The 22,343-nt window shown below is 43.5% G+C and carries 23 protein-coding genes and 1 tRNA gene; 8 read left to right on the top strand and 16 right to left on the bottom strand.

The annotated features are described in order from the left end of the window. Positions 1 to 22: 22 nt before the first annotated feature. Together AB1401_05540 and AB1401_05535 are read right to left on the bottom strand one after the other, a co-directional pair. Positions 23 to 727, bottom strand: a complete 705-nt coding sequence (locus tag AB1401_05540) for a transglutaminase-like domain-containing protein (GenBank protein MEW6614910.1) — start codon at positions 725 to 727, stop codon at positions 23 to 25. Between the two features lie 24 nt (positions 728 to 751). Then, positions 752 to 1,105 carry a hypothetical protein gene (locus AB1401_05535; GenBank protein ID MEW6614909.1) on the bottom strand — a complete coding sequence of 118 codons (354 nt, stop codon included), beginning with the start codon at positions 1,103 to 1,105 and terminating at the stop codon, positions 752 to 754. 450 nt (positions 1,106 to 1,555) lie between these two features. On the opposite strand from AB1401_05535, the gene AB1401_05530 reads away from it, so the two are divergent. Continuing rightward, complete coding sequence (locus AB1401_05530; protein ID MEW6614908.1) at positions 1,556 to 2,806, top strand: M48 family metallopeptidase; 1,251 nt, start codon at positions 1,556 to 1,558, stop codon at positions 2,804 to 2,806. A 157-nt stretch (positions 2,807 to 2,963) separates the two neighbouring features. Then, positions 2,964 to 3,371 (top strand): DUF1284 domain-containing protein, encoded by a 408-nt coding sequence (locus AB1401_05525; GenBank protein ID MEW6614907.1) that lies wholly within the window; start codon positions 2,964 to 2,966, stop codon positions 3,369 to 3,371. 29 nt (positions 3,372 to 3,400) lie between these two features. On the opposite strand, the gene hisF is transcribed toward AB1401_05525, so the two are convergent. Genes hisF through hisB form a run of 5 tightly spaced genes read right to left on the bottom strand, consistent with a single transcriptional unit; the run spans position 3,401 to position 6,936 of the window. After that, the gene (gene hisF / locus AB1401_05520; GenBank protein MEW6614906.1) at positions 3,401 to 4,159 is read right to left on the bottom strand and encodes an imidazole glycerol phosphate synthase subunit HisF; all 759 of its coding nucleotides are present in this window, start codon (positions 4,157 to 4,159) and stop codon (positions 3,401 to 3,403) included. Positions 4,160 to 4,217: 58 nt separating this feature from the next. After that, entirely contained in the window at positions 4,218 to 4,943 is a 726-nt protein-coding gene (gene hisA / locus AB1401_05515; GenBank protein MEW6614905.1) for a 1-(5-phosphoribosyl)-5-[(5-phosphoribosylamino)methylideneamino]imidazole-4-carboxamide isomerase, read from the bottom strand. A 16-nt stretch (positions 4,944 to 4,959) separates the two neighbouring features. After that, positions 4,960 to 5,640: a hypothetical protein gene (locus AB1401_05510; GenBank protein MEW6614904.1), complete on the bottom strand. Its 681-nt coding sequence runs from the start codon at positions 5,638 to 5,640 to the stop codon at positions 4,960 to 4,962. A gap of 51 nt (positions 5,641 to 5,691) precedes the next feature. Further along, complete coding sequence (gene hisH, locus AB1401_05505) at positions 5,692 to 6,348, bottom strand: imidazole glycerol phosphate synthase subunit HisH (GenBank protein MEW6614903.1); 657 nt, start codon at positions 6,346 to 6,348, stop codon at positions 5,692 to 5,694. Then, complete coding sequence (hisB, locus tag AB1401_05500) at positions 6,349 to 6,936, bottom strand: imidazoleglycerol-phosphate dehydratase HisB (GenBank protein ID MEW6614902.1); 588 nt, start codon at positions 6,934 to 6,936, stop codon at positions 6,349 to 6,351. It lies immediately after the preceding gene. Positions 6,937 to 7,189: 253 nt separating this feature from the next. Here hisB and AB1401_05495 point away from each other — a divergent pair, with 253 nt between their 5' ends. After that, the gene (locus AB1401_05495; GenBank protein MEW6614901.1) at positions 7,190 to 7,720 is read left to right on the top strand and encodes an NYN domain-containing protein; all 531 of its coding nucleotides are present in this window, start codon (positions 7,190 to 7,192) and stop codon (positions 7,718 to 7,720) included. Between the two features lie 16 nt (positions 7,721 to 7,736). Here the strand turns inward: AB1401_05495 and AB1401_05490 are convergent, their stop codons facing one another. From AB1401_05490 to AB1401_05455, 8 genes are all read right to left on the bottom strand, one after another. Next, positions 7,737 to 8,681, bottom strand: a complete 945-nt coding sequence (locus AB1401_05490; GenBank protein MEW6614900.1) for a nitronate monooxygenase — start codon at positions 8,679 to 8,681, stop codon at positions 7,737 to 7,739. 20 nt (positions 8,682 to 8,701) lie between these two features. Continuing rightward, a tRNA-Pro gene (locus AB1401_05485) sits at positions 8,702 to 8,778 on the bottom strand. A gap of 306 nt (positions 8,779 to 9,084) precedes the next feature. After that, the gene (rsmB, locus tag AB1401_05480; GenBank protein MEW6614899.1) at positions 9,085 to 10,440 is read right to left on the bottom strand and encodes a 16S rRNA (cytosine(967)-C(5))-methyltransferase RsmB; all 1,356 of its coding nucleotides are present in this window, start codon (positions 10,438 to 10,440) and stop codon (positions 9,085 to 9,087) included. Between the two features lie 20 nt (positions 10,441 to 10,460). Continuing rightward, positions 10,461 to 11,243 (bottom strand): DUF116 domain-containing protein, encoded by a 783-nt coding sequence (locus AB1401_05475; GenBank protein MEW6614898.1) that lies wholly within the window; start codon positions 11,241 to 11,243, stop codon positions 10,461 to 10,463. A 2-nt stretch (positions 11,244 to 11,245) separates the two neighbouring features. Further along, the gene (fmt, locus tag AB1401_05470; protein ID MEW6614897.1) at positions 11,246 to 12,184 is read right to left on the bottom strand and encodes a methionyl-tRNA formyltransferase; all 939 of its coding nucleotides are present in this window, start codon (positions 12,182 to 12,184) and stop codon (positions 11,246 to 11,248) included. Between the two features lie 13 nt (positions 12,185 to 12,197). After that, positions 12,198 to 12,692: a peptide deformylase gene (gene def / locus AB1401_05465; GenBank protein MEW6614896.1), complete on the bottom strand. Its 495-nt coding sequence runs from the start codon at positions 12,690 to 12,692 to the stop codon at positions 12,198 to 12,200. Between the two features lie 82 nt (positions 12,693 to 12,774). Next, on the bottom strand, positions 12,775 to 15,321 hold the full coding sequence (gene priA, locus AB1401_05460; protein MEW6614895.1) for a primosomal protein N': 2,547 nt from the start codon (positions 15,319 to 15,321) through the stop codon (positions 12,775 to 12,777). Positions 15,322 to 15,344: 23 nt separating this feature from the next. Then, positions 15,345 to 16,028, bottom strand: coding sequence for a CBS and ACT domain-containing protein (locus tag AB1401_05455; protein MEW6614894.1), 684 nt, complete (start codon positions 16,026 to 16,028; stop codon positions 15,345 to 15,347). A 648-nt stretch (positions 16,029 to 16,676) separates the two neighbouring features. Here AB1401_05455 and AB1401_05450 point away from each other — a divergent pair. From AB1401_05450 to AB1401_05430, 5 genes are all read left to right on the top strand, one after another. Then, entirely contained in the window at positions 16,677 to 17,732 is a 1,056-nt protein-coding gene (locus tag AB1401_05450; protein MEW6614893.1) for a hypothetical protein, read from the top strand. Between the two features lie 120 nt (positions 17,733 to 17,852). Further along, positions 17,853 to 18,473 (top strand): DUF47 family protein, encoded by a 621-nt coding sequence (locus tag AB1401_05445; GenBank protein MEW6614892.1) that lies wholly within the window; start codon positions 17,853 to 17,855, stop codon positions 18,471 to 18,473. Beyond that, positions 18,466 to 19,464, top strand: coding sequence for an inorganic phosphate transporter (locus AB1401_05440; protein ID MEW6614891.1), 999 nt, complete (start codon positions 18,466 to 18,468; stop codon positions 19,462 to 19,464). Before AB1401_05445 ends, AB1401_05440 begins: the two co-directional genes overlap by 8 nt. Before the next feature lie 406 nt (positions 19,465 to 19,870). After that, the gene (locus AB1401_05435) at positions 19,871 to 20,092 is read left to right on the top strand and encodes an AbrB/MazE/SpoVT family DNA-binding domain-containing protein (protein MEW6614890.1); all 222 of its coding nucleotides are present in this window, start codon (positions 19,871 to 19,873) and stop codon (positions 20,090 to 20,092) included. Then, on the top strand, positions 20,089 to 20,445 hold the full coding sequence (locus tag AB1401_05430) for a PIN domain-containing protein (protein MEW6614889.1): 357 nt from the start codon (positions 20,089 to 20,091) through the stop codon (positions 20,443 to 20,445). The genes AB1401_05435 and AB1401_05430 overlap by 4 nt, the downstream gene beginning before the upstream one ends. Positions 20,446 to 20,586: 141 nt before the next feature. On the opposite strand, the gene AB1401_05425 is transcribed toward AB1401_05430, so the two are convergent. After that, positions 20,587 to 22,332 (bottom strand): NAD+ synthase, encoded by a 1,746-nt coding sequence (locus AB1401_05425; GenBank protein MEW6614888.1) that lies wholly within the window; start codon positions 22,330 to 22,332, stop codon positions 20,587 to 20,589. Positions 22,333 to 22,343: the final 11 nt, after the last annotated feature.

The raw sequence follows: 22,343 nt of genomic DNA, 5'->3' as shown, positions 1-22,343 counted from the left end.
TCAGGTGCTTTATTTCCCCAATTTAATATTTAACAATCTCTTCTGTGTCAAAATTGCGCGTCGACTTGCCCCCTGATTTTTCAAAATCCTCAATCCATTTCATGACTCGATCTTTGCCATAGGCCTTTTCCCATGCGGCATGAATGATATCCACAGGTATATCCGGATATGCCCCGTGGAATTCCAAATACTCCATGAACTGTTTCTTCTCCATATTATAGGGGTGGAAAATTGAATCTTCCCGACCGTTGAATTCAAGGGGGATAACCTTGTGTCTCCTGCAAAGCTCAATATTAAACGCCGGCGTTGCCTTTACCCATTTACCTTCCAGATAAAATTCTGTAAATCCATGATAGACAAAAAGGTCACAACCCATATATTCAATAAGCTGTTTGGTGGCAAGGTGATTTCTGACGGTAGCAAACCCAATCCGGGAGGGGATACCGCATGCCCTGCCGAGAGCACAGAGGAGCGACGCCTTACTGACACAATATCCACGTCCGTTCTTCAGTACATTGCTTGCCTGGTAATACTCTGGAAGAAAAAAAGGAACATATGGATCATACCAGATACCGTCTCGAACTCTGTAGTAGAGTTTTACGGCCTTCGATACCGGGTCTTTATCCTCACTGCCTACTATATGCATTGCATATCCGATAATTTCTTTATGGTCACTGTCAATAATGGCCGTTGGAGAAAGATACTTTTCATCCATATGATCCATCATGCTTACCCCCTTATTAACGTGTTGTCAAAGTTGAATAACTGTGTTTAGTTTAAAGACAAAGAATCTAAGTGTGTTGGATAAAAACCTCTCGCCATAAACACTCGATGTTAAATCCTTCCATGTTATTCCCAGTATCCTCTCAATATCTTTTTCAAGCCATTCCCTGACTGTCCTGGGAAATTTTTCAAAATTCGTTGCATCGTCCAGGTTGCAGAGCCCGGTAATTTTTTTTTCAATTTCTTCCCTTGACCTTTCGTCAAGTTTATCGATTCTTTCTTTAATCTGATAAGGCAGATTTTCAATTTCTTTCCTCTGTTCCATTGACAGGTTATTAATCCTGTCGAATATTTCATCTGTTTGTTTTTGTTCTTTTTTCATCTCTGTGCCTCCTTTTACTCCAATTTTGCGAACAAAAAACCCGCGCTCATTTTTAGAAACGGGGTTTGCATCTCACCTAAATCATTTTTATACCCTCTTTTATTTGAAAAGGGTACGGAATTATTCCCTGACATTATATAATAGATGAGAATTTTCAATTTTGTCATTTCGAAGAGCGACAGCGACGAGAAGTCTTAATGCTTTTAATCTGTTCAAGATTTCTCCCCGAACCTGCCCCGAGCAAAGTAACAAGATTCCTCATCCGCCAGAGGCGGATTCGGAATGACAAGCGAGGGGTTCGAAATGACACTGTTGGCAGTTTTTCAAAGCTAATCTATTAGCTTTTTACCAAAAGTAGCCCTGAAAAGTCAAGGAAAGAGATACTTGACAATTCTACCTTCTTGAAATAGTGTTATTTTACTCAGCGAGAGGCGGTGAGTAGAGGCTGGTATGAATTTTTTTCTGGTGATAATTCTTGCCATTTTAGTTGGCAACTACCTTTTGGGTTTGATCGTTGATACATTGAATGTGCGGCACGTGAGAACAGATTTACCTGAAGAGTTTAACGGCTATTATGATGCCGGGGAGTACAAGAAATCCCAGGAATATCTCAGAGAAAATACCCGGTTTGGAATAATCAGTAATACCATTGTTACGCCGATTAGCATTGCCTTTATACTCCTTGGAGGGTTCGATATTGTTGATCAGTTCGCGCGAGGCTTCAGGCTGGGGAGTATCCTAACAGGCTTGATTTTTACGGGGACACTTTTGTTAGCTTCCCAGATACTCTTCATCCCTTTTTCCATCTATGGTACCTTTGTCATTGAAGAAAAGTACGGTTTCAACAGAACAACGCCGAAAACATTTATTCTGGATATCCTGAAAAGCTGGCTTTTGGTTGCAATGATTGGCGGAATAATTTTCTCATCTGTTTTGTGGCTTTTTGAAAAGGCAGGACCACCTGCCTGGTTCTATTGCTGGATTGCTGTAACGGTATTCCAGATATTTCTCATTTTTATTGCGCCAGTTACTATTATGCCTCTTTTCAACAAATTTATCCTGCTGGAGGATAGCCCACTCAAAAACGCGATTGAAGAATATGCCAGATCACAACACTTCAGAATCAAAGGTGTTTTTACGATGGATGCATCAAAACGCTCTGCCAAATCAAATGCCTTTTTTACCGGTTTTGGAAGATTTCGCAGGGTCGTTCTGTTTGATACCCTTGTTGAAAAGCATACGGTAGAAGAGCTTGTTTCCATTCTAGCTCATGAAATCGGTCATTACAAGAAGAGACACATACTGAAGTCTATCGGTATTTCTATCCTGACAACTGCCCTGATGTTCTTTATTCTATCTCTGTTTATCAATAACAGAGAACTATTTGCAGCGTTTAAGATGCAGGGGGTTTCAATCTATGGGAGTATCTTCTTTTTCGGCTTTCTCTATCACCCTATAGAGATGATTCTCTCCATTTTCGGGAACATGCTGTCCCGAATCCACGAATACCAGGCAGATGCATATGCCGTGAAAACCTATAACAGACCTCAATCTACTATTACAGCCTTAAAAAAACTGAGTGTTGAAAATCTCTCAAACCTGACCCCCCACCCCCTCAAGGTATTCCTGAGTTACAGTCATCCCCCTGTTCTTGAACGAATCCAGGCTATCAGGGAACTCCATCCAAACGTCCACCAATAGTATGATGTGACTTCAGTTACGAGAAGATGCTCTCGTTTAGATGTCAGGACAGGAGAGGTAAGTATGGATTTTCAGAGTTAAACTTGACAAATTCATCTTTTTTTAATAGTCTTTTCTTGTATTGACAATATGCTCCCTGAGAAGAGGAGGAAAAAATATGGCTGATGATAAAAGCGATGAAGTATCAAGATGGAGGCCACACCACATCTATTGTGAGCCATTTATGGCTGGTAGCTTCCCTGACAGAGGAGAGAGATTTGACCGAATCGGGAACAAAATTAGAGAGACTATGCAATCGGGTACTGATACGATAATAGAGATTATCGAGGGTGTTGATGAACTGTGCCAAACGTGTCCCCTCTGCAACAACAATCGCTGCCAGAGCCCCAATGGTGACGAGGATGCAGTTAGAAAGTGGGATACTATAGTTCTTAAAGGGTTGGGGGTATCTTATGGAGAGAAGAGGACTGCCCGGGAGTTTCGTTCTCTGATAAAACAGAAAGCACCGTTGGATTTTTGTCGAACCAGGTGCCCCTGGAAGGATGCCTGCACTGTTTTCGATTGAACATCCAAGAGCCTCGAAAAAGTAGGAGGCTACAATCTCACACAGATACCCTTTTCTCTCAGATATTCCTTTGCCTCACGAATAGTATATTCTCTGTAATGGAAGATGGAAGCGGCCAAGACTGCGTCAGCATTCCCACCCATAAGTGCCTCAAATAGGTGTTCCAGTGTGCCAGCCCCTCCAGAGGCTATTATCGGGATGCCTGTAAGGTCAGAGACAGCTCTTGTTAGTTCAATATCATAACCATTTTTGGTGCCATCACAGTCCATGCTGGTAAGCAGTATTTCCCCTGCCCCCATCTCCTCCATTTTTTTTGCCCATTCCAGTGCATCTATGCCTGTTGGCCTTCTGCCGCCATGTGTGTATACCTCCCATCCCCCGTTTCCTGTCCTCTTTGCATCTACTGCCACAACAATGCACTGGCTTCCGAACATTTCAGCTGCCTCTCCAACAAAGTCAGGGTTATTCACGGCAGCGGTATTTATAGAGACCTTGTCTGCACCGGCATTGAGCAGGTTACGTATATCCTCAATGTCACGGATTCCACCACCAACGGTAAGGGGCATAAATATCTCTTCTGCTGTCCTCTCAACTACAGTGAGTATTATATCCCGCTTCTCATGAGAGGCGGTGATATCCAGAAAGGTGAGTTCATCTGCTCCCTGCTGGTCATACACCCTGGCATTTTCCACAGGATCGCCTGCATCTCTGAGACTAATGAAGTTTATCCCCTTAACTACGCGTCCATCCTTGACGTCCAGACAGGGTATTATCCTTTTAGCTAACATCAGTAACCTCTTATACCGTAAGCCGTAAATATAGTAGGGGTGATCCGTCGGATCACCCCTACTCACGGGTTAATCTTATCGCATCTTCCAATCTGAGTGAGTTCGTATATATTGCCCTTCCAACTATAACCCCGGAAACCCCATATTTTTCTATCTTCATAAGCTCGTCAATATCACTGATAGTATTCACTCCACCTGAAGCTATAACGGGAATGGCAACAGATTGAGCCAGCTTCTTTGTGCTTTCTATATTTGGACCTGTCTGCATTCCGTCCCTTTTAATATCAGTGAAAATAAATGCTGCAACGCCAAAACCTTCAACTTCTTTTGCTGCATCTACTGCCTTCTTTTCAGTAACCTCTGTCCAACCCCTGATAGCGACCCTTCCGTCCTTTGCATCAATGCCCACCAGGATTTTCCCAGGGTACAGTTGACAGGCCTGTTTTATCAAATCCGGGGCTTCAAGTGCTATCGTCCCCATGATAACCCTGTTCACACCAACTGAGATGTACTGATTAATGGCAGCCAGGTCTCTTATTCCACCACCAAGCTGGATGGGAATGTTTATTGATTTAACTATCTTACCTATGACCTCTCTGTTCTTTGGAGTGCCTGCAATGGATCCATCCAGATCTACAACATGTATTAATTCAGCTCCCTTATCTTCCCATCTCATAGCTATCTCAGAAGGATCATTGGAAAAGACAGTGACTTTATCCATCTGACCCTGCATAAGGCGAACGCATTTTCCCTCTTTTAAATCAATGGCAGGTATAATAATCATAAAAATTTAACCCATGCTATTTTCTTCTTAATCCGGGGAATTTTTTTAATACATCTTCAACTGCCTGTTCTGCCAGCTCATCCGCAGTTAACCACTTGCTTCCTATTTTGAGAAATGCATACAATTTGAGTACATTTTCACTGAGAGATTTTTGGGTTTCGTCAAAGGAACCTTCCCAGATACTTTTATCCTCTTTTAGGCTGATGAGGTGCACTTCGAATGCTATTGATGCCGGCCTGCTGACTGAATAAGCATATCCTTCACGCTCCTGGTAACGAAATACAAAACCTGCTAAAACTGCATCTGCATTGAGCTCTTTTCCAACCTGGACCGCCATTTTAAGATGGGATGCTTTTAAATCATCATATAACGCCTTGGAAATAGCCCCCCCTGCCTGATCCATGGGTAACACTCTATAGACCTCTAAGGCATTTAGCCTCTGATAGAAAAGGTTGGCAAGCCTTTTTTCAGCATTTGGCAGAATCTCCCCGCTTCTGAATAGGTTTCCACATATCGGGCAGCTGACAACCCCCCTATTTTTTGTTTCTTTCACTATTGTTTGAAATGGTATTATGGCAATTGTATTAATGCCAGCGATCTTTTCAACAGCAGGTTGAGGTGCCCTTGCAGCTTTCAATTGTGCACACCCCATCATTATAAGGCTTATCCAGATAATCATTAATTTTATGAAAGGCAATATACACCTTTTGTTCATGTCTATCATGCCCGTTTCACACGGGAGTCCCATCTATTTTAATTTACTGAAGTTTTTCAAAATCTGTAACCCCAATTTTTGGCTCTTTTCCGGGTGGAACTGCATGGCAATGATGTTATCCTTCCAGATGCTGGATGTGAACTCGATTCCATGAGTTGTTGTGGTTGATATTATATTCTCATCTTCGGGAACAACGTAGAACGAGTGGACAAAATAAAAATATGAGGCGTTGTCTATGTGTTCGTACACAGGAGCCCTTTTCCTGAATTTCAAAGAATTCCATCCCATATGAGGGACCTTTAATCGTGCCCTTTGCTCCGGGTTATTACTGTCCTCTACTGGAAGATTGGCGGGAAGCCGTATTACCCTTCCTTTAATGATGTCCAGCCCCCCTGGGTTACCAAACTCTTCGCTTTCTGTGAATAAAATCTGCAGCCCCAGACATATTCCCAGAAAAGGTTTGCCTGCTTCGATAGCTCTGTATATGGAATCCACAAGACTCAGCTTTTCCAGATTGTTCATGCATTTTGCAAACGCTCCCACACCCGGCAATATGACTGAAGAGGCATCTGAAATCTGCCCTGGAGTATTGGCTATGATTGCCCTGCTGCCAATCTTTTCCAATGCCTTTTGGACACTTCTCAGGTTTCCCATCCCATAATCTACTACAGCAGTAAAACCCTTCGCCATTTATAACTTGCCTTTCGTGGACATCACCCCTTCTATTCTCCTGTCAATTGCGGTGGCTTTATCTAATGCTCTGCCAAATGCCTTAAAGACAGCTTCAATTGTATGATGGGTGTCCTTACCGTACATAACATTGATATGTAAGGTTATTCCGGCGCTGCTGCTGAATGCCCTGAAAAATTCCCATATCAATTCTGCGTCAAATTCACCTGTTTTACCTTTCTTCAGTTTACTGTTATAGACCAGAAAAGGCCTGTCCGAGATATCCAGCACAACTGATGCCATAGCCTCAACCATGGGTACCGATGCCTCACCGTATCTTACAATTCCATCCTTTTTCCCCAATGCCTGCTTAAATCCTTCACCCAGGCATATACCCACATCCTCTACGGTGTGATGTAAATCTACAGAGGTGTCGCCCCTGGCATTAATCTTTAAATCAAAGAAACCATGTTTAGCCATCAAAGACAACATGTGATCCATAAAGGGGACAGAGGTATCTACATCATATCGCCCCGAACCATCGATATTGAGATCTACCTTAATATCAGTCTCGGAAGTTTTTCTTTGAATCTTGGCTTTTCTTTTCATAGCTGCCCTCTATTTAAGTGCCATTGTTTAAAAGGGAATTCCTTTGAGCAACAGCACGTTTATATGGTTTTTCTAGAGTCTTTAAGTTAGAATATCAACGCCCTGTTGTCATGTCAAGAAATTTATATTTGTGATGAAAGGGATGCAGAATATAGGAATCAGGTTGGGTACCTGTTAATATATATTGATGAACCTCAGTTATTTTGCTACTATATCACAAACCAACCCTCTGCTTGGTTCTCAGGAGTTCTAAATGGCTGTTCATATAATTATCGACGGATACAATTTGATTAAGCGGTCCCCGGTCTTGAGCAGATTGGACCACATGGATATAGAGAAGGGGCGGAATGAGTTAATCAGCAGACTGGTTGCCTATAAGAAGGTAAAGAACCACGGGATTACCGTGGTTTTTGACGGCTGTAAGGGGGGTGGTATTAAACAGGAGAGAACCAGGGACAGAGGGATAAATATTATATTTTCCAAAAAAGGCGAAGAAGCAGATGAAGTGATAAAGAGGGTTGTTAAGGTTGCAAGGGAAAAGGTGGTTGTGGTAACCTCTGACCGTCAGATAGTCGATTTTTCTGAAAGGCGAGGTGCCGCTGTTATACCTTCTGGCGAATTTGAGATGAGGATGGAGATGGCGGTCTTTGCCAGAGAGAAGGGGTACAATGACGAGCTTGATGATGAACCCGTTAATGAGGCTATTCACACTCAAAAGAAAGGGCCATCAAAAAAGCTTCCCAAGACACAGCGCAGAGCTATGATAAAGATCAAAAAACTCTAGGAAGACCAGATAGTTTTTAAGATAATACCTTTTCCTTAAGGGGAACTACTATCTCCTCTGCCTGTTTAACGATACGGTTAATGAGTTCCTTACAGGTCGGGATATCGTTGATAACCCCGGCGACTTGCCCACAGGCAATGGATCCCCACTCTAAGTCACCTTCATAAAAAGCCTTTCTGAATCTGCCTCTGGCGTGCTGCATCATCTCCCAGGGAGAGACATTACTTTCTTTCATCTCCAGAAGACTCTGGGAAAACTTGTTCTTCAGTACCCTGCAGCGTATACCGGTCAGGTTATCTGTAACTACGGTATCTTCTTCCCCGGAACGGGTTATCCATTCCTTAACATGCTGGGGGATAGGGCATTCCTGGGTAGCTATGAATCTGCTTCCCATAGAAATTCCTTCAGCTCCCAGTGCCATAGCGGCAATAAGCCCTTTTCCATCGCCAAATCCGCCAGCGGCTATTACAGGTATCTTGACCCTTTCCGCAACCATTCTCACTAATACGGAACTGGCAACAAAGCCTGTATGACCACCCCCTTCGGTTCCCTGAACAATAACGATGTCGGCACCATCTTGCTCCGCTTTAATAGCATGTCTGACTGCCCCCATAGTGGGAAGGTTTATTATATTATGGGGTTTTGTCTTTTCTATAATCCTCTTTGGATTTCCCTTGCCATAACTGACTACCGGCACCTTTTCTTCTATTATGATGTCTAGGAGATCTTCCAGTGCGGGGTTCTCCGGCATAAAATTAACACCAAAGGGCTTCCGGGTAAGCTTTTTTGTCTCTCTTATGTTTTCTTTGAGTTCCTCGGGCTGCATAAAGGATGATCCCAGTATCCCAAGTCCCCCTGCATTGGAAACCGCAGCTACAAGTGGAGGGAGAGAAACCCACGCCATTGCCCCCTGGATTATAGGATATTTTATTCCCAAGAGTTCTGTGACCCTCGTCTTCATTTAAACCTCCTGATTTTTAATGGTCGGGACAGGGGGATTTGAACCCCCGACCCCTGCGTCCCGAACGCAGTGCTCTACCGGGCTGAGCCATGTCCCGTCCTTGTTATTTCAGTGAGAGCTTTGAAGAAGTACCCCCTTTCTCTTCAGTATACCTGTCTGTGTGCATCGCACAGGCAGGCATTTTTTGACCCATCTAAGCTCGCTCCATTGAAAATTTACAAACTCCCCGCCTCTGGCGGGTCAAACATGTGAATTTTCTATCTGCCTCTGGCGGACTAAGAAAGGTTCCCCAAAAAATCTATGAATTCGCTCTCAGGGGACTTCTTCAAAGCTCTCTCAGTATAAACAAATTAATTGAGAAATCGCAATCCTATGCATCTTAACATAATCCTGAAGACGTTTGTCAAGATTTAATTCCCTTTTTTCTTAATCTGGCAGCAAAGAAGCCGTCCATGTCGTGGAGGTGAGGATAGGATTTAAAGAACCCCCGATTGTCGACCAGAGAACAACAACTGGCTGGAAGAACCTCTGAAATGCTGTCCAAAGCAAACTCTGGGTGATTTGCAAGAAAATCATCAATAACCTCCTCGTTCTCTTCAGGAGTAACAGTACAAGTGCTGTAAACCATTAAGCCATCTTCCTTCAGGTAATATGCCAGATTATTCAAAATGCCTGATTGAAGCCTTTTAAGAGGGGCAATCTCTTCTTCTCTTTTCTTCCATTTGCTGTCAGGGTTCCTTCTAAACACTCCCATACCAGAACATGGAGCATCAACCAGGATTCTATCAAATTTCTCTGAAAATCCCAGTGGGAGCAAGGCATCTTTTTTGAAGGCTTTCACATTGGTAATCCCCAGCCTTTTACAGTTCTCCTCAAGAAGGGCAAGCCTGGAGGAGTTGATATCAAGGGCAAATATCTCACCTCTGTTTTCCATCAGTTGTGCCATATGGGTGGTCTTGCCACCCGGTGCGGAGCAGGCATCGAGCACCCTCTCTTCTGGTTTGGGAGCTATGATATAAGCCACCAACTGGGATGCCTCATCCTGAACCTGAAACAAACCCTTTTCAAAGGAAGAAATTGCTGTAATGTCAGAAGCGCCTCTAACCTGTAGCCCTTCAGAGGAGCATGGGGTTAAAGATACCTCTTTTACATTCATTTCCAGCGCATGGAACAGTTCTTGTCTTGATGTCTTTAATGTGTTGGTTCTGATCGTAAGGGGCGGGGTCTCATTATTGCTCTGGCAGAGATCGATAGTAGCTTCTACCCCAAAGGTCTTTACCCACCTCTTCACAATCCAGAGGGGATGGGAATATACCACAGATATGTGGAATTCGGGACCTCTTTCAATATCAGGGTACTCTATTTTATCCCGTTCCCTGTCAACTGCTCGAAGATTGGCATTTACAAATCCTACTTTACCCTTATGCCCGTAAAGTTCTGTCAGGTTAGCCGATTCATTAACTGCTGCAAAAGGGGGCACTTTGGTTAAAAAAAGTAGCTGATAAACCCCAAGCCTCATTATATTTAATATCCGGGAATCCAGTTTATTGAGGGGGATATTAGAAAACCGGTTTATAATCCAGTCAATCTTTCCTTGCCATCGAAGGGTGCCGTACACCAGTTCCGTAATGAAGGCTTTGTCTAAAGTGGTGAGGAGATTATTCTTTCTAACTACAATATCCAGGGAGATATCCGCGTATGCCCCCTGGGTGTCCACCTTCTCCAATATCTCCAATGCTATCTGCCGGGCTGACTTTATCTTTTCCCCCTGTAAATGATTTACCTTAAAAATAACCTCATTGCCTGTTTAACCTCATCCATGTCCACCTGAGTGTTGAAACAGGGCCCATAAGGTCGTTTGTTTAGTATACCATAAACCGGTATAGGGTAACTGTCTTGAATACCACTGGTAAGATCTCTCTCGCAGGCTGTAGCAATAATTAATTCTGGTTTGTTTTCTACTACAATCCTTCTGGCAATGGTTCCTCCCGTGGCTACAGAGAGTTTTACATCATTCTCATCAGCCAATTCCACTAACTCCTTGATTTCACACCTTCCACACCTTTCACAGTTTCTTACATTTCCTGTAATCCTTACCTTACATTCATTGTCCTGAAGACAATGTGGCATCAATAGCAGCAACCTTTCCGGTTTTACCTTAAAGGGCATGGAGAGAACAAGTTGATTATTTATCTCAACAAAAGACTGCTGAATCCTTTCCTTTGGTATTCCTAAAAGTCTGCCCAGAAATACCATTAATGGAAATACTATATGTACTACCGCCCCTCTTAATTCATGAGAAAGAAATATTTCTTTCTCCATGACCACAGTTGAGATTAAGAGCACTATACCGGCTATTATTACCAGGACGATACCTGCCAAAATACCTCCATAAATCAAAGGCAAACCGTGGTAGATATTGACCAGCCCTATATACGGCACCCACCAAAGAAAAAAGGCTACGGCAAGCACAATCAGGCAGGAAAATGCCAGTAGACCTACAAATATCGGTTTCTGAGACTTGACTGCCTTTTTAACATCCTGTGATAAGTTTGAATCCATCTTCACCTTAAGGTAGTACCCATGCTGATTTTGTATTTGTGCCCTCTGAGAAAATCAGCTATCCCCATTTTTTTATGACCCTGCAGCTGTACCTCTGTTATTAAAAGAACCCCTTTACCAGTAGAAACCTTTATTCCTTTTTCATTCATCTCTGTAATGGTTCCCGGGGTATTATCCTCTGAATCTTCTCCCAGTGCAATACCCTTAAAGATCTTGAGTATCTTATCCTGGAGATGGGTAAAGGCACCAGGCCAGGGGGTGAGACCTTTTATCAGGTTCGATATCCGAACTGCCTCCTTTCCCCAATCTATTAACCCATCTCCCTTTTTTAACATGGGAGCTATGGTTGCCTTGGAATGATTCTGGGGAACGGGAGTTATGCTACCTTCTTTTAACCTGTGGAGGGTTTCCAGTAACAATTTTGCCCCTGTTTTTGCCAATTTATCATGGAGGTTCTCGGCAGTATCCTCCTCCTCTACCCCCACTTCCTGTTGAAGCAAGATGTCTCCTGTGTCTAATCCCTCATCCATAAGCATGGTAGTTACACCTGTCACCTTTTCCCCGTTTATAACAGCCCAGTTAATGGGGGCGGCTCCCCTGTATCTGGGAAGGAGAGATGCATGTAGATTGACACAACCAAATCGCGGGATTTTAAGGATTTCTTTTGATAGAATCTGCCCAAATGCTACCACAACAATTACATCCGGGTTTAATTCTTTCAATTTTGAAATAAAGGGATCGTCTATTATTTTTTCAGGCTGAAATACGGTGATACAATGACGCTCTGCCGTTTCTTTAACCGGCGGAGCTTTTAGCTTTCTTCCTCTCCCTTTAGGGCGATCAGGCATTGTTAATGCACCAACTATATTTTCCCCGCTTTCTATAAGGAGATCCAGTGCAGGGATAGCAAAATCTGGTGTCCCCATGAATACAATCTTCATTTTTCCAGGAATACTATTTCTTTTTTTTCTTTAGCTTCTTTTTGAAAATATCCCTTTTCAGCCAGCTAACTCTATCTATTATAAGAATCCCGTCTAAATGATCTATCTCGTGTTGAAAGGCAATTGCGAGTAAACCCTCTGCAGGTATCTGTATTTCCCTTCCTTTAATATCTAACCCTTTAACTATCACCTTCTTCTTTCTCGAGACAGTCTCTTTAAAGTCTGGTACGCTTAAACAGCCCTCTTCCTCTGCACACTCACCTTCTCCCGAGATTATCTCCGGGTTAACCAATACTACGAGATCCTCTCCTTTGCGAGTTACATCAACGATGATCACCCTAAGAGACTCGCCAACCTGAGGAGCCGCTAAACCTATCCCCGGAGCGGCATACATAGTTTCGACCATATCCTCTGCCAGCTTTTTTATCTTTTCATCTATAATTTCAACTTGCTTTGCCTTCTTTTTCAGGACAGGATCAGGATATGTCAGGATTTTTAAGATAGACATCTTACAGTTCCCTTTTTATACAAGTTTCAGGTTATTTTTTATGTTCAAGAAAGGATCTTCGAAAAACTACTATTAAAAATAATCACAACATATTAACCGGGTCAACATCCACTGACAATGCAACCCCCTTCGCCTTTATCCTCAAAGGTGCTTCTTCCATTACCTGTCTTGCAAAAGAATGGAGCAGATTTGATTTTTTGCCCTTGATTAACATCTGCCATCGATACCTACCTTTTAACTTTTCAAGGGGAGCAACAACCGGCCCGAGTATTTCGATATACTTATGGTAGGCACTGTTTTTCCCTAACAGGTCATCACAAAGCCTTCCCAGATCCCCGGCGTATTCTGCCACACCTTTTTTGCTGTTACCTGAAATCCTGAAGTTAATAAGACGGCAAAAAGGGGGATAGTTCAATTCTCTCCGAAAAACAACCTCTTCTTTGTAAAAATTTGTGAAATTATGGAGTCTTGCCTGTTGTATGCTGTAATGCTCGGGATTGAAGGTCTGGATAATAACCTTTCCCGGGAGTGTCCCCCTTCCAGCCCTGCCGGCTACCTGAGTCAACAGCTGAAAGGTTCTTTCACCTGCCCGAAAATCAGGGAAACCCAGAGATGTGTCGGCAGAGATAACCCCTACCAGAGTTATTTTTGGCAGATCATGTCCCTTGGCGATCATCTGGGTGCCAATGAGTATATCTATCTCTCCTGCTTCGAACTTCTCTAATATCCTGTGGTGAGATCTCTTTCTGGTAGTAGTATCTCTGTCCATTCTTGCAACCCTGGCATCAGGGAAAAGCCTCTTTACTTCTTCCTCTACCCCCTGGGTACCCAGCCCAAACGATCGAACCCCCGGCTTTCTGCATCCTGAACAGAGGTTTGGTATTTGTCTGGAATAATTACAGTAATGGCAATGGAGGGCATCCCCTTTGAGATGATGGACAAGGGAAACACTGCAGTTAGGGCATTTAATAATTAATCCACACTCTTCACAGATGGCAAAGGTTGCAAACCCTCGTCGGTTTAGAAATAAAATGATCTGCTCTTCTTTTGTCAGAGCCTCTTCGACAGCGTCTTTCAATCTCTTTGAAAATATCAGACCCTCCCGGGGACTCTCTTTAACCTCATCTCTCATGTCTACCACTTCTACCAATGGGAGGGGCCTATTCTCGATCCTCTCGGGCAGACTCAAGGGGGTCATCTTGCCAGTTTTTGAATTATAATAAGATTCCAGAGAGGGTGTGGCTGAACCCATAATTACTGCTGCCTTTGCCAGCTTACCTCTTACCATTGCCAGATCTCTTGCACTGTATCGTAGTTTATCTTCCTGTTTGTAGGAAGTCTCATGTTCTTCGTCTACGATAATTATCCCAGGATTTTCAAAAGGGGCGAAGATGGCAGAGCGAACCCCTACGGCTATCTTAACCTCCCCTTTCTTTATTCGTCTCCATTCATCGTATCTCTCCCCTTCCGATAGCCCGCTATGTAAGAGGGCTATGTTGTTGCCGAATCGCCACCTGAAGCGGTTCACCAACTGAGGTGTCAGAGATATCTCGGGAACCATGACGATTGCTTCTTTGCCCAATCTCATCGCCTCTTCAATAGACCTCAGATAAACCTCGGTTTTGCCACTTCCTGTCACACCATGGAGGAGAAAAGGAGAAAACTTGCCTGAATTGATTCCTTTAATAATTTTGCCTAGGACTTCCTGCTGCCTCTTCATCAACCCTGGTGGAGTATCCTGGCTATAAGGATACTCTGCGAAGGGATCACGATACACCTCTTCCCGGGACACAGAGATTAATCCCTTCTCCTTAAGCCTTTTAACACTGACGGATGGATTGCCGAACTCTTTTTTAAGCATTCGAAAAGAGACCTTCTCTTTGTCCTGCACAAATCTCAATATGGTAGCCTGTTTGGGTGCCTTTTTTTCCAATATATCCACAGAGGAGGCAAAGTCTTCTCTGGACAGGCTATTCCCCTGATACCTTACGAAGCTCTCGGTTTTAGGCTTGATCTGCCTCACTTTCTGTTTGAATTCTATATTAACCAGCCCCTCATCCCTTAAATTAAACAAAAGAGAACGGAGGTTGTTTATAAAGAACCTCTTTATAAGGTGCCTCAATGTAACACCTTTTTTCCCTGAAATTTCCTTTAATATCCGGTAAGTCTCACCAGGAAAAGCATCTCCAGCGGGATAAACAGGAGAGTTGCCATTGGATGAGGCGAGAATGCCTGTGCCTTTTTCAGTAAGGGAAAGTGTTTGTAATGTCTCGATATTAATACCCTTTGGAAGGGCAGTCTTTATCACTTCCCCCAGAGGAGAAAAGTAGTAGGTTGAGACCCAGCGGTAAAAGTTCAACTCGTCTCTGCTAAACAGAGGGGAATCATCAAGGACATCAAGGACATCTTTCGTATCTTCGATCTCGATCTCTGAAGGGAATCCCAGTGCATAACCGGTTATCCTCCTTTTGCCAAAAGGAACCAGCACCCTTTTGCCTATCTCCAGGCTGTCCCTTAAGTTTTCCGGTACCTGATAATAAAAGGTCTTTGAAAGGGGCAGACTTGGAGCTACTTCAACAAATCCTTTATCTTCCATAGGTTGTGTTTTTACTGCCAGAACTTTTGTCAAGGATGGTGCATCATTGGGGTATCTCAGAACTCATAAAATATCTTTCTGGTTTTTTCCTGGTTGTCCACAATATACAGAAGGTCGAATCTTTTTAGTTCATTTATTAACTTGTCGAGTTCTCCCCTATCAATATTCTTCATGCGGATATAAACCTGCCGATAGCCTTCCTCAGCATGTTCATAGGAGGTCATGATGCTAAGCATACTTCCCCCATAGAACCGGAATACATCGGCTACCTCCTTAATAGAACCAGACTTATCGTGAAGATTAAAGGCAAACTGAATACCGCCCTGCTTAATCCCGGTCATACTGATAAGGACTTTGAATATATCGGATTCGGTAATTATGCCTATCAGTTTTCCATTAGAATCAATCACCGGAAGGCTGCCGATCTTCTGTTCTAACATGACCACTGCCGCCTCTTCAACCGTATCATGGGGTGAGATAGTCTTTGGGTTGGGACTCATGATATCCTTCACTTTAATCTTTTCAATAAGGTAATTCAGTTCACTGACTGCCAGGGCGTTAGCCTGGGAAGCAGATTCGCGGTTAATGTCAAGGTATGATACTATCCCCTTTAATCTATCCTTCTTCAGAACAGGGATGCGGCGAATATTGTAATCTTCCATTAACTTTGTGGCAGTCTTCATTGAATCATCAATGTCAACTGTAATGACATCCTTGGACATCCAATTTTTTACCAGCATGTAGAAGTTCCCCTTTCCTCTCCCTCTCCCCTGAAAGATTTTCAGGTCTCCTTCAGAGGGAGGGACAGAGTTCCTTTTAACACCTCTTTTTTGTCTTCTCCATGTAGCACTCCTCGCAAAAGACAGCCTCTCCTTCCTTCATGGCTTCATCTTCTTCTATCTCTGTCTTGCAGATATCACATTTTACCTTCATAATTTCACCACCTTTCAGTCATTTTATAATCCTACTCCGACAAATGGTCATTCCGAGGAGCAAGACGACAAGGCTTGTCCTGAGCATAGCGAAGGAACTTACGAGATTCTTCACTTCGTTCAGGATGACACTTCGTGTCAAATTCTTCACTCCCTACGGTCGTTCAGAATGACAAGACAAAGAAATGCAGGAGTAATATTAATTAATAATTATTTATGTTAAATAATATCAACCACCAGGAAATGTGTCAAGATAAGAATCTTATTCCACTCCCCTATCGTAATCAGGAGAGAAGAAGAGCTTTTCCAACACACTTAACCTTGAAATAATCGGACATTAAAATTGACATTTTGCTGGAATTATGACAGTGTTATTTGTCGTTTCACTCTGGGATTCGGAGGAAACAAGTAGTAGGTGTGAAACAGAACCAAAACAATATGCTGGAGGTAGGAAAGATGCCCATAACCTTTGAAAAGTTCACAGAAGAGTGCAAGTTTTTAAACCCGATGAAGAACTTTGAACCTGACACACATATCATCGAATACCGACTGGATCCTTTAACCAAAGATAGTAGCTACCTTAATATTACTGCACTGGAAGCAGGGGCAAAGTGGTCTATAGAAATGGATAAGGAAGAACTTTCCCGGACCATAGAGATATCCAGAGAAGGCTGTTTCATGTGCGGGGATACGGTGAGAAAGACCACGCCAAAGTATCTGGAGAATATCTTACCTGAGGGCAGGCTTACTGTCGGACAGACTATCTTATTTCCCAATATATTTGGTCTGGCAAGGTATTCTGCTGTGCTAACCTATCCCGACAACCACTTTTTCAGTCTGGATGAATATACCCCGGAAGTCCTGATTGACACCTTTACATGTGCATTGGAATTCATAAAAAGGGTATACGATAAAGATAAAGAGGCAAAACATGCTGCTTTTGGCTGTAATTATCTCTTTCCTGCCGGGTCGTCTACCGTCCATTCCCACTTTCACCTCTTTGTAACTGCCTTTCCCTTTGATTCCATAAAGAGATTGGCTGCAGAGAGCAGGCGCTATTTCAATGAAAATTCCACTAGCTACTGGGCTGATCTTGTTAAGACAGAGAAGGAAGAGGGCAAGAGGTACATTGGCACGGTTGGTAATACCCACTGGCTTGTCCCGTATGCACCAGGTGGTACAAAAGAAGTACAGGGATTGATAGAAGGCAAATCGAACTTTATCGAGTTTGAAAAGAAAGACATAGAAAACCTGTCAGAAGGGCTGTCCAGGGTTTTAAGATACTATCGAAGCCAGAATGTAACCTCCTTCAACCTTATTGTATATTCAGGTACTCTGGGAGAAAAACAGGAACACTTGTGGCCTGGCTTAAGGATTGTTAAGAGAGGGTATTTCCCTCCATACTACACAAGTGATATCACATGGAGACAGAAACTGCTTCTGCGTAATGAGGAGTGGTTTGAATTACCTGAAACGGTGGCTTTTCAACTCAAAGAGGTGTTTACAGCCTGAAACAGATTAACTGGTCAGATACAGGTGGGTAATTAGTTGATGGATTCAGGTTGATAAAAAGTATTGCTTTTTTCGAGATAATTCGCTAAAAGAAAGGTATAAAAATGAAGGAGCTGGCTAATGCGATTCATACCTAGAGAAGGAAAATTTTTTGACTGTTTTGAAGAACTCGCGGAGAAGATCGAAGAAGGGGGAGTGCTCTTTCTGGAAATGGTTGAAAGCTATGAGTATGCTGAACCAAAGATTGCAAAATTGAAGGTAATCGAAAACGAGGCAGACAATATAACTCATAAGACGTATGAGAAGATGCACAAGACCTTCATTACCCCTTTAGACCGTGAAGACATCTATAACCTGGTCAATAAAATGGACAGCGTCCTCGATATGATTGAGGCCGCAGCTTCAAGGATGTTCCTTTATAAGGTTAAAAAACCGGCAAGGGAGATTGTGGCTCAGGCCAAGCTTTTAAATAAAGCCATTACACTAATAAAAAAGAGCGTTCACAGTCTCAGAGACATGAAGAATGCCAAAATGATCCTGGAGGCATGTATAGAGATCAATACCCTTGAAAATGAAGCTGACCATATCATGAGAACAACAATGGCTTCTCTGTTTGAACATGAAAAAGATGTCTTTGAACTGATTAAATGGAAAGAAATATTTGAAATAATCGAAGAAGCTTTGGATATATGTGAGGATGTCTCTAATATTGTAGAAGGTATCGTCCTGAAAAATGCTTGATTCTCTATCTTTTATTATTTTTCTTGTTCTTGTAGCCCTTGTTTTCGACTTTTTAAACGGTTTTCATGACGCTGCCAATTCGATTTCCACCGTTGTTTCCACCAGGGTTCTTTCGCCTCAATATGCCGTCATATGGGCAGCTTTCTTCAACTTTGCGGCTGCCTTTTTGATAGGCGTCCAGGTTGCTCACACCATTGGCACCGGTATTATCAACCCTGACATTGTCGAAAATCTTATCATCCTCTCTGCTCTGGGAGGGGCAATTGCCTGGAACATCATCACGTGGTATTTCGGGTTGCCCAGCAGTTCTTCTCATGCCCTCATAGGTGGCCTCATCGGTGCGGGCATTGTAAAGGGGGGTATCTCGGCACTTGTTTTAAGTGGTGTAACAAAAACAGCCCTTTTTATCGTTCTCTCTCCAGCAATCGGGATGATACTTGGAGTTGCCATAATGGTCGTGGTGGTCAGTATCAACCGCAATTCCAGAACTGCCCGGTCAAACAGGATATTCCGCAAGTTGCAGCTTGTATCTGCGGCAGTATACAGCCTGGGTCATGGTATGAACGATGCCCAGAAAACCATGGGGATAATCACCATTATTCTTTACAACAGGGGGCTTTTGGGGACAACCTTTCATGTCCCTTTCTGGGTTATCATCCTCTGTTACACTGTCATCGCCATGGGAACCATGGCTGGAGGATGGCGTATCGTCAAGACAATGGGCACGAGGATTACAAGGCTGCGACCCAGCGGGGGCTTTTGTGCTGAAACCGCGGCGGCTATCACCATCATTGGAGCTTCCGTCGCAGGTATCCCCGTCAGCACGACCCATACCATTACCGGTGCTATCGTTGGGGTTGGTACAGCCAAACGAGTAAGTGCTGTCCGCTGGGGAGTGGCTGGCAGTATCATCTGGGCGTGGATACTGACGATTCCCATGGCGGCACTAATATCGGCTGCCATTTATGCTACGTTGAAAATTTTCCTTTAACTGTTCCAGGCTATTTCTTCTCTTGAGGGCTTGAAAAACGCCAACTTTGTCATTTCGGCCCCCTCGCTTGTCATTCCGAGCAAGAGGCTGTGTCACAATGTCATTGCGAAGGAGTGAAACGACTGAAGCAATCTCATATGTCATTGATTATACAAAGATTGCCACACTCCCTTCGGTCGTTCGCAATGACAAAAAGAGCATTACGACACAGTCTCTTTGTCATAAGTAATAAAGCTTGCCACGTCCCTTTCACTTCGCTCGGGGCTTCGGCTCACTCGCTCTTCGCAATGACACTTCGTATAGTATCTTCAAGTCTCTCCTCTTCTGAAAAAGGGGTTGACACAAAACAGCAGCGGAGGTATACTATTTTTTGTTTAAAGGTATACTGTTTTGGGAGGTGATTAAAATGTCTAAGGTTACTGCAAAGTACCAAATTACAATACCTGTGAAAATTAGAAAAGAGCTTGGTATAGTGCCAGGGGGCGAAGTAGATATAACTAAGGAAGGGGATAAATATACTCTGGTTGTGAATCCAATTAATGAAATTAAGAAAAAATGGCGTGGAAAATTTAAAAACGGAACGACGACTGATGATTATATAGATGATATCAGGGGTAAGGCAAATTGAAAATCTGTGTTGATACTACCATTCTAATTGATATTTTAAAAGATGAATTTAGAAGCCATCAAGAGAAGTTGTATATGGCTTTGACCAGGCGCGAAGACCTTGTCGCTCCATCTGTTGTGTTTGCGGAGCTTATGCCTCAATTTAAAGGAGACACTAAACTTCTATATTCCTTTTTAAGGGAACATAATATTAGAATTGAACCGTTAGATGTTGATTCTGTGATTAATGCGTCCGGTTACACCGATAATGCGATACTCCATCATGGTGTGCTGGATGAAGGAATAGAGTTTATTCAGAAGCCTTTTACCGTGGAAAAATTGGCAGGGAAAGAGAGGGAGGTGCTGGATAAATGAATTTTTCACGCGACTATTCAGCTTTTGTCTAAAGCCCTGTATTTTAGACAGCCGATCCGCCTCTGGCGGACTACCGTCGTAGGTGGTTATAGAACACAGTAGGACAGGCGTCTCGCCTGTCATGGCTGAATAGTTACTTTTTCACAGCGAACTGTTCAGGTACAGTTTGGTGTATTGGTTGGAAATCGGAAGCCTCCAGTCTTTGCCAAATGCCTTTGGTGTAATCTTTATACCCGGGGGGGCCTGTCTGCGTTTATACTCGTTTCTATCCACCATCTGAATCACCTTCCTGACCATACCTTCATCAAATCCCATCTTTAGTATCTCGGTGTAAGCCATGTCTTGCTCTATATATGCCCGGAGGATGGCATCGAGTTTGTCGTAAGGCGGCAGGGAATCCTGGTCTTTCTGGTCAAGTCTTAGTTCAGCGGATGGTTCCCTTTCTATAATACTCTTTGGGATTACGGGTCTTCCTGATTGCCTGTTCTTAAATTCAGCCAGTTCATAGACCAGGGTCTTGGGTACATCTTTTATTACAGCAAATCCACCAGCCATATCCCCGTATAGGGTACAGTACCCCACAGCAGTTTCACTTTTATTGCCTGTAGTCAACACCAGCCACCCGAATTTATTGGAAAGGGACATCAGGATATTCCCCCGAATTCTTGCCTGGATATTTTCCTCTGTTACATCCGGTGCCATCCCCTCGAATATGGGCTTGAGTATGTCAAGATAGGAGTTAAAGACCTGTTCAATGGGGATGGATATAAGTCGGGTTCCAAGATTGTCTGATAGAATACAGGCATCTCCCCTTGTCCCTTCGGAGCTGAACCGTGACGGCATGGTCACTCCAACCACTGCCTCAGCCCCAAGGGCATCAACAGCAATAGCAGCGGTTAATGCAGAGTCTATCCCCCCGCTGATGCCAATAAGCACCTTTGGAAATCCATTCTTTATAACGTAATCCCTTACTCCAAGAACCAGGGCTGAATAGACCTCTTCCGGATAGTCAAGCCAACGGATTCTGACTTCAGGAATTTTCTGTTTTTGTGTGGGGGCAACCGAAGAGATATAGAACCTTTGAACCTCTCCTGATGAAGACTTGTCTGAAGGCATCGTTGAATTCTCTAAACGTGGAGGCTCATCTTGCATAATCTCAAGGTCAAACACCAGCATATCTTCATCGAACTGTTTGGAATTGGCAAGGAGTTCCCCCTTAGGGTCGAGGATAAAGCTCCCGCCATCAAATATAAGTTCGTCCTGCCCCCCTACCAGATTGTTATAGAAGATGAAACATCCATCCTCCAGTGCAAGCTTTCTCAACACGTCCTCCCTTACTTCCAGCTTTCCTGCATAGTAAGGAGAGGCAGAGATATTGGCTATCACCCTGGCGCCACCTTTTTGAATCTCCACTTTCGCTGGCCCCTCAGAAAACCAGGAGTCTTCGCAGATATTTATTCCGATTGCCACACCGTTTAAGACAAGGACAACGCCCTCTTTACCTGGCTCAAAGTACCTCTTTTCATCAAAAACCCCGTAATTGGGAAGAAGTACCTTGCGATAGATACCTGTTAATTTGCCATCGTGGACCAGGGCAGCAGCATTGTAGAGAGATGCCCCGCACGCCTCAGGAAAACCGACGATACAGGTAATCCCGGAAGTTTTGGTTATGATCTCCCCAAGGGTCTTTCGGCAGTCATCAAGGAACTGCCGCTTGAGGAGGAGATCTTCCGGGGGATAGCCACAGAGGGAAAGCTCGGGAAAGGTGATGAGATCTACACCTTTCTCCCTTGCCATCCCTGTATAGTGGATTATCTTATCTGCATTTCCTGAGAGATCGCCAACGGTTGTATTGATCTGGGCTAACGCAACACGAAGTAAAGGCAATATTCCAAATC

This window comes from Thermodesulfobacteriota bacterium, from assembly GCA_040757775.1.
Classification (GTDB): Bacteria; Desulfobacterota; UBA8473; order UBA8473; family UBA8473; genus UBA8473.
The sequence above is the reverse complement of the archived record's forward strand: the minus strand, read 5'-3'. Positions and strand labels throughout refer to the sequence as shown.

Excerpts from the sequence above, each read along its gene's own strand:
- AB1401_05540 (MEW6614910.1), bottom strand. The coding sequence starts at position 727 with ATGATGGATCATATGGATGAAAAGTATCTTTCTCCAACGGCCATTATT.
- AB1401_05535 (MEW6614909.1), bottom strand. The coding sequence starts at position 1,105 with ATGAAAAAAGAACAAAAACAAACAGATGAAATATTCGACAGGATTAAT.
- AB1401_05530 (MEW6614908.1), top strand. The coding sequence starts at position 1,556 with ATGAATTTTTTTCTGGTGATAATTCTTGCCATTTTAGTTGGCAACTAC.
- AB1401_05525 (MEW6614907.1), top strand. The coding sequence starts at position 2,964 with ATGGCTGATGATAAAAGCGATGAAGTATCAAGATGGAGGCCACACCAC.
- hisF (MEW6614906.1), bottom strand. The coding sequence starts at position 4,159 with ATGTTAGCTAAAAGGATAATACCCTGTCTGGACGTCAAGGATGGACGC.
- hisA (MEW6614905.1), bottom strand. The coding sequence starts at position 4,943 with ATGATTATTATACCTGCCATTGATTTAAAAGAGGGAAAATGCGTTCGC.
- hisH (MEW6614903.1), bottom strand. The coding sequence starts at position 6,348 with ATGGCGAAGGGTTTTACTGCTGTAGTAGATTATGGGATGGGAAACCTG.
- hisB (MEW6614902.1), bottom strand. The coding sequence starts at position 6,936 with ATGAAAAGAAAAGCCAAGATTCAAAGAAAAACTTCCGAGACTGATATT.
- AB1401_05495 (MEW6614901.1), top strand. The coding sequence starts at position 7,190 with ATGGCTGTTCATATAATTATCGACGGATACAATTTGATTAAGCGGTCC.
- AB1401_05490 (MEW6614900.1), bottom strand. The coding sequence starts at position 8,681 with ATGAAGACGAGGGTCACAGAACTCTTGGGAATAAAATATCCTATAATC.
- AB1401_05475 (MEW6614898.1), bottom strand. The coding sequence starts at position 11,243 with ATGGATTCAAACTTATCACAGGATGTTAAAAAGGCAGTCAAGTCTCAG.
- fmt (MEW6614897.1), bottom strand. The coding sequence starts at position 12,184 with ATGAAGATTGTATTCATGGGGACACCAGATTTTGCTATCCCTGCACTG.
- def (MEW6614896.1), bottom strand. The coding sequence starts at position 12,692 with ATGTCTATCTTAAAAATCCTGACATATCCTGATCCTGTCCTGAAAAAG.
- AB1401_05455 (MEW6614894.1), bottom strand. The coding sequence starts at position 16,028 with ATGCTGGTAAAAAATTGGATGTCCAAGGATGTCATTACAGTTGACATT.
- AB1401_05450 (MEW6614893.1), top strand. The coding sequence starts at position 16,677 with ATGCCCATAACCTTTGAAAAGTTCACAGAAGAGTGCAAGTTTTTAAAC.
- AB1401_05445 (MEW6614892.1), top strand. The coding sequence starts at position 17,853 with ATGCGATTCATACCTAGAGAAGGAAAATTTTTTGACTGTTTTGAAGAA.
- AB1401_05440 (MEW6614891.1), top strand. The coding sequence starts at position 18,466 with ATGCTTGATTCTCTATCTTTTATTATTTTTCTTGTTCTTGTAGCCCTT.
- AB1401_05435 (MEW6614890.1), top strand. The coding sequence starts at position 19,871 with ATGTCTAAGGTTACTGCAAAGTACCAAATTACAATACCTGTGAAAATT.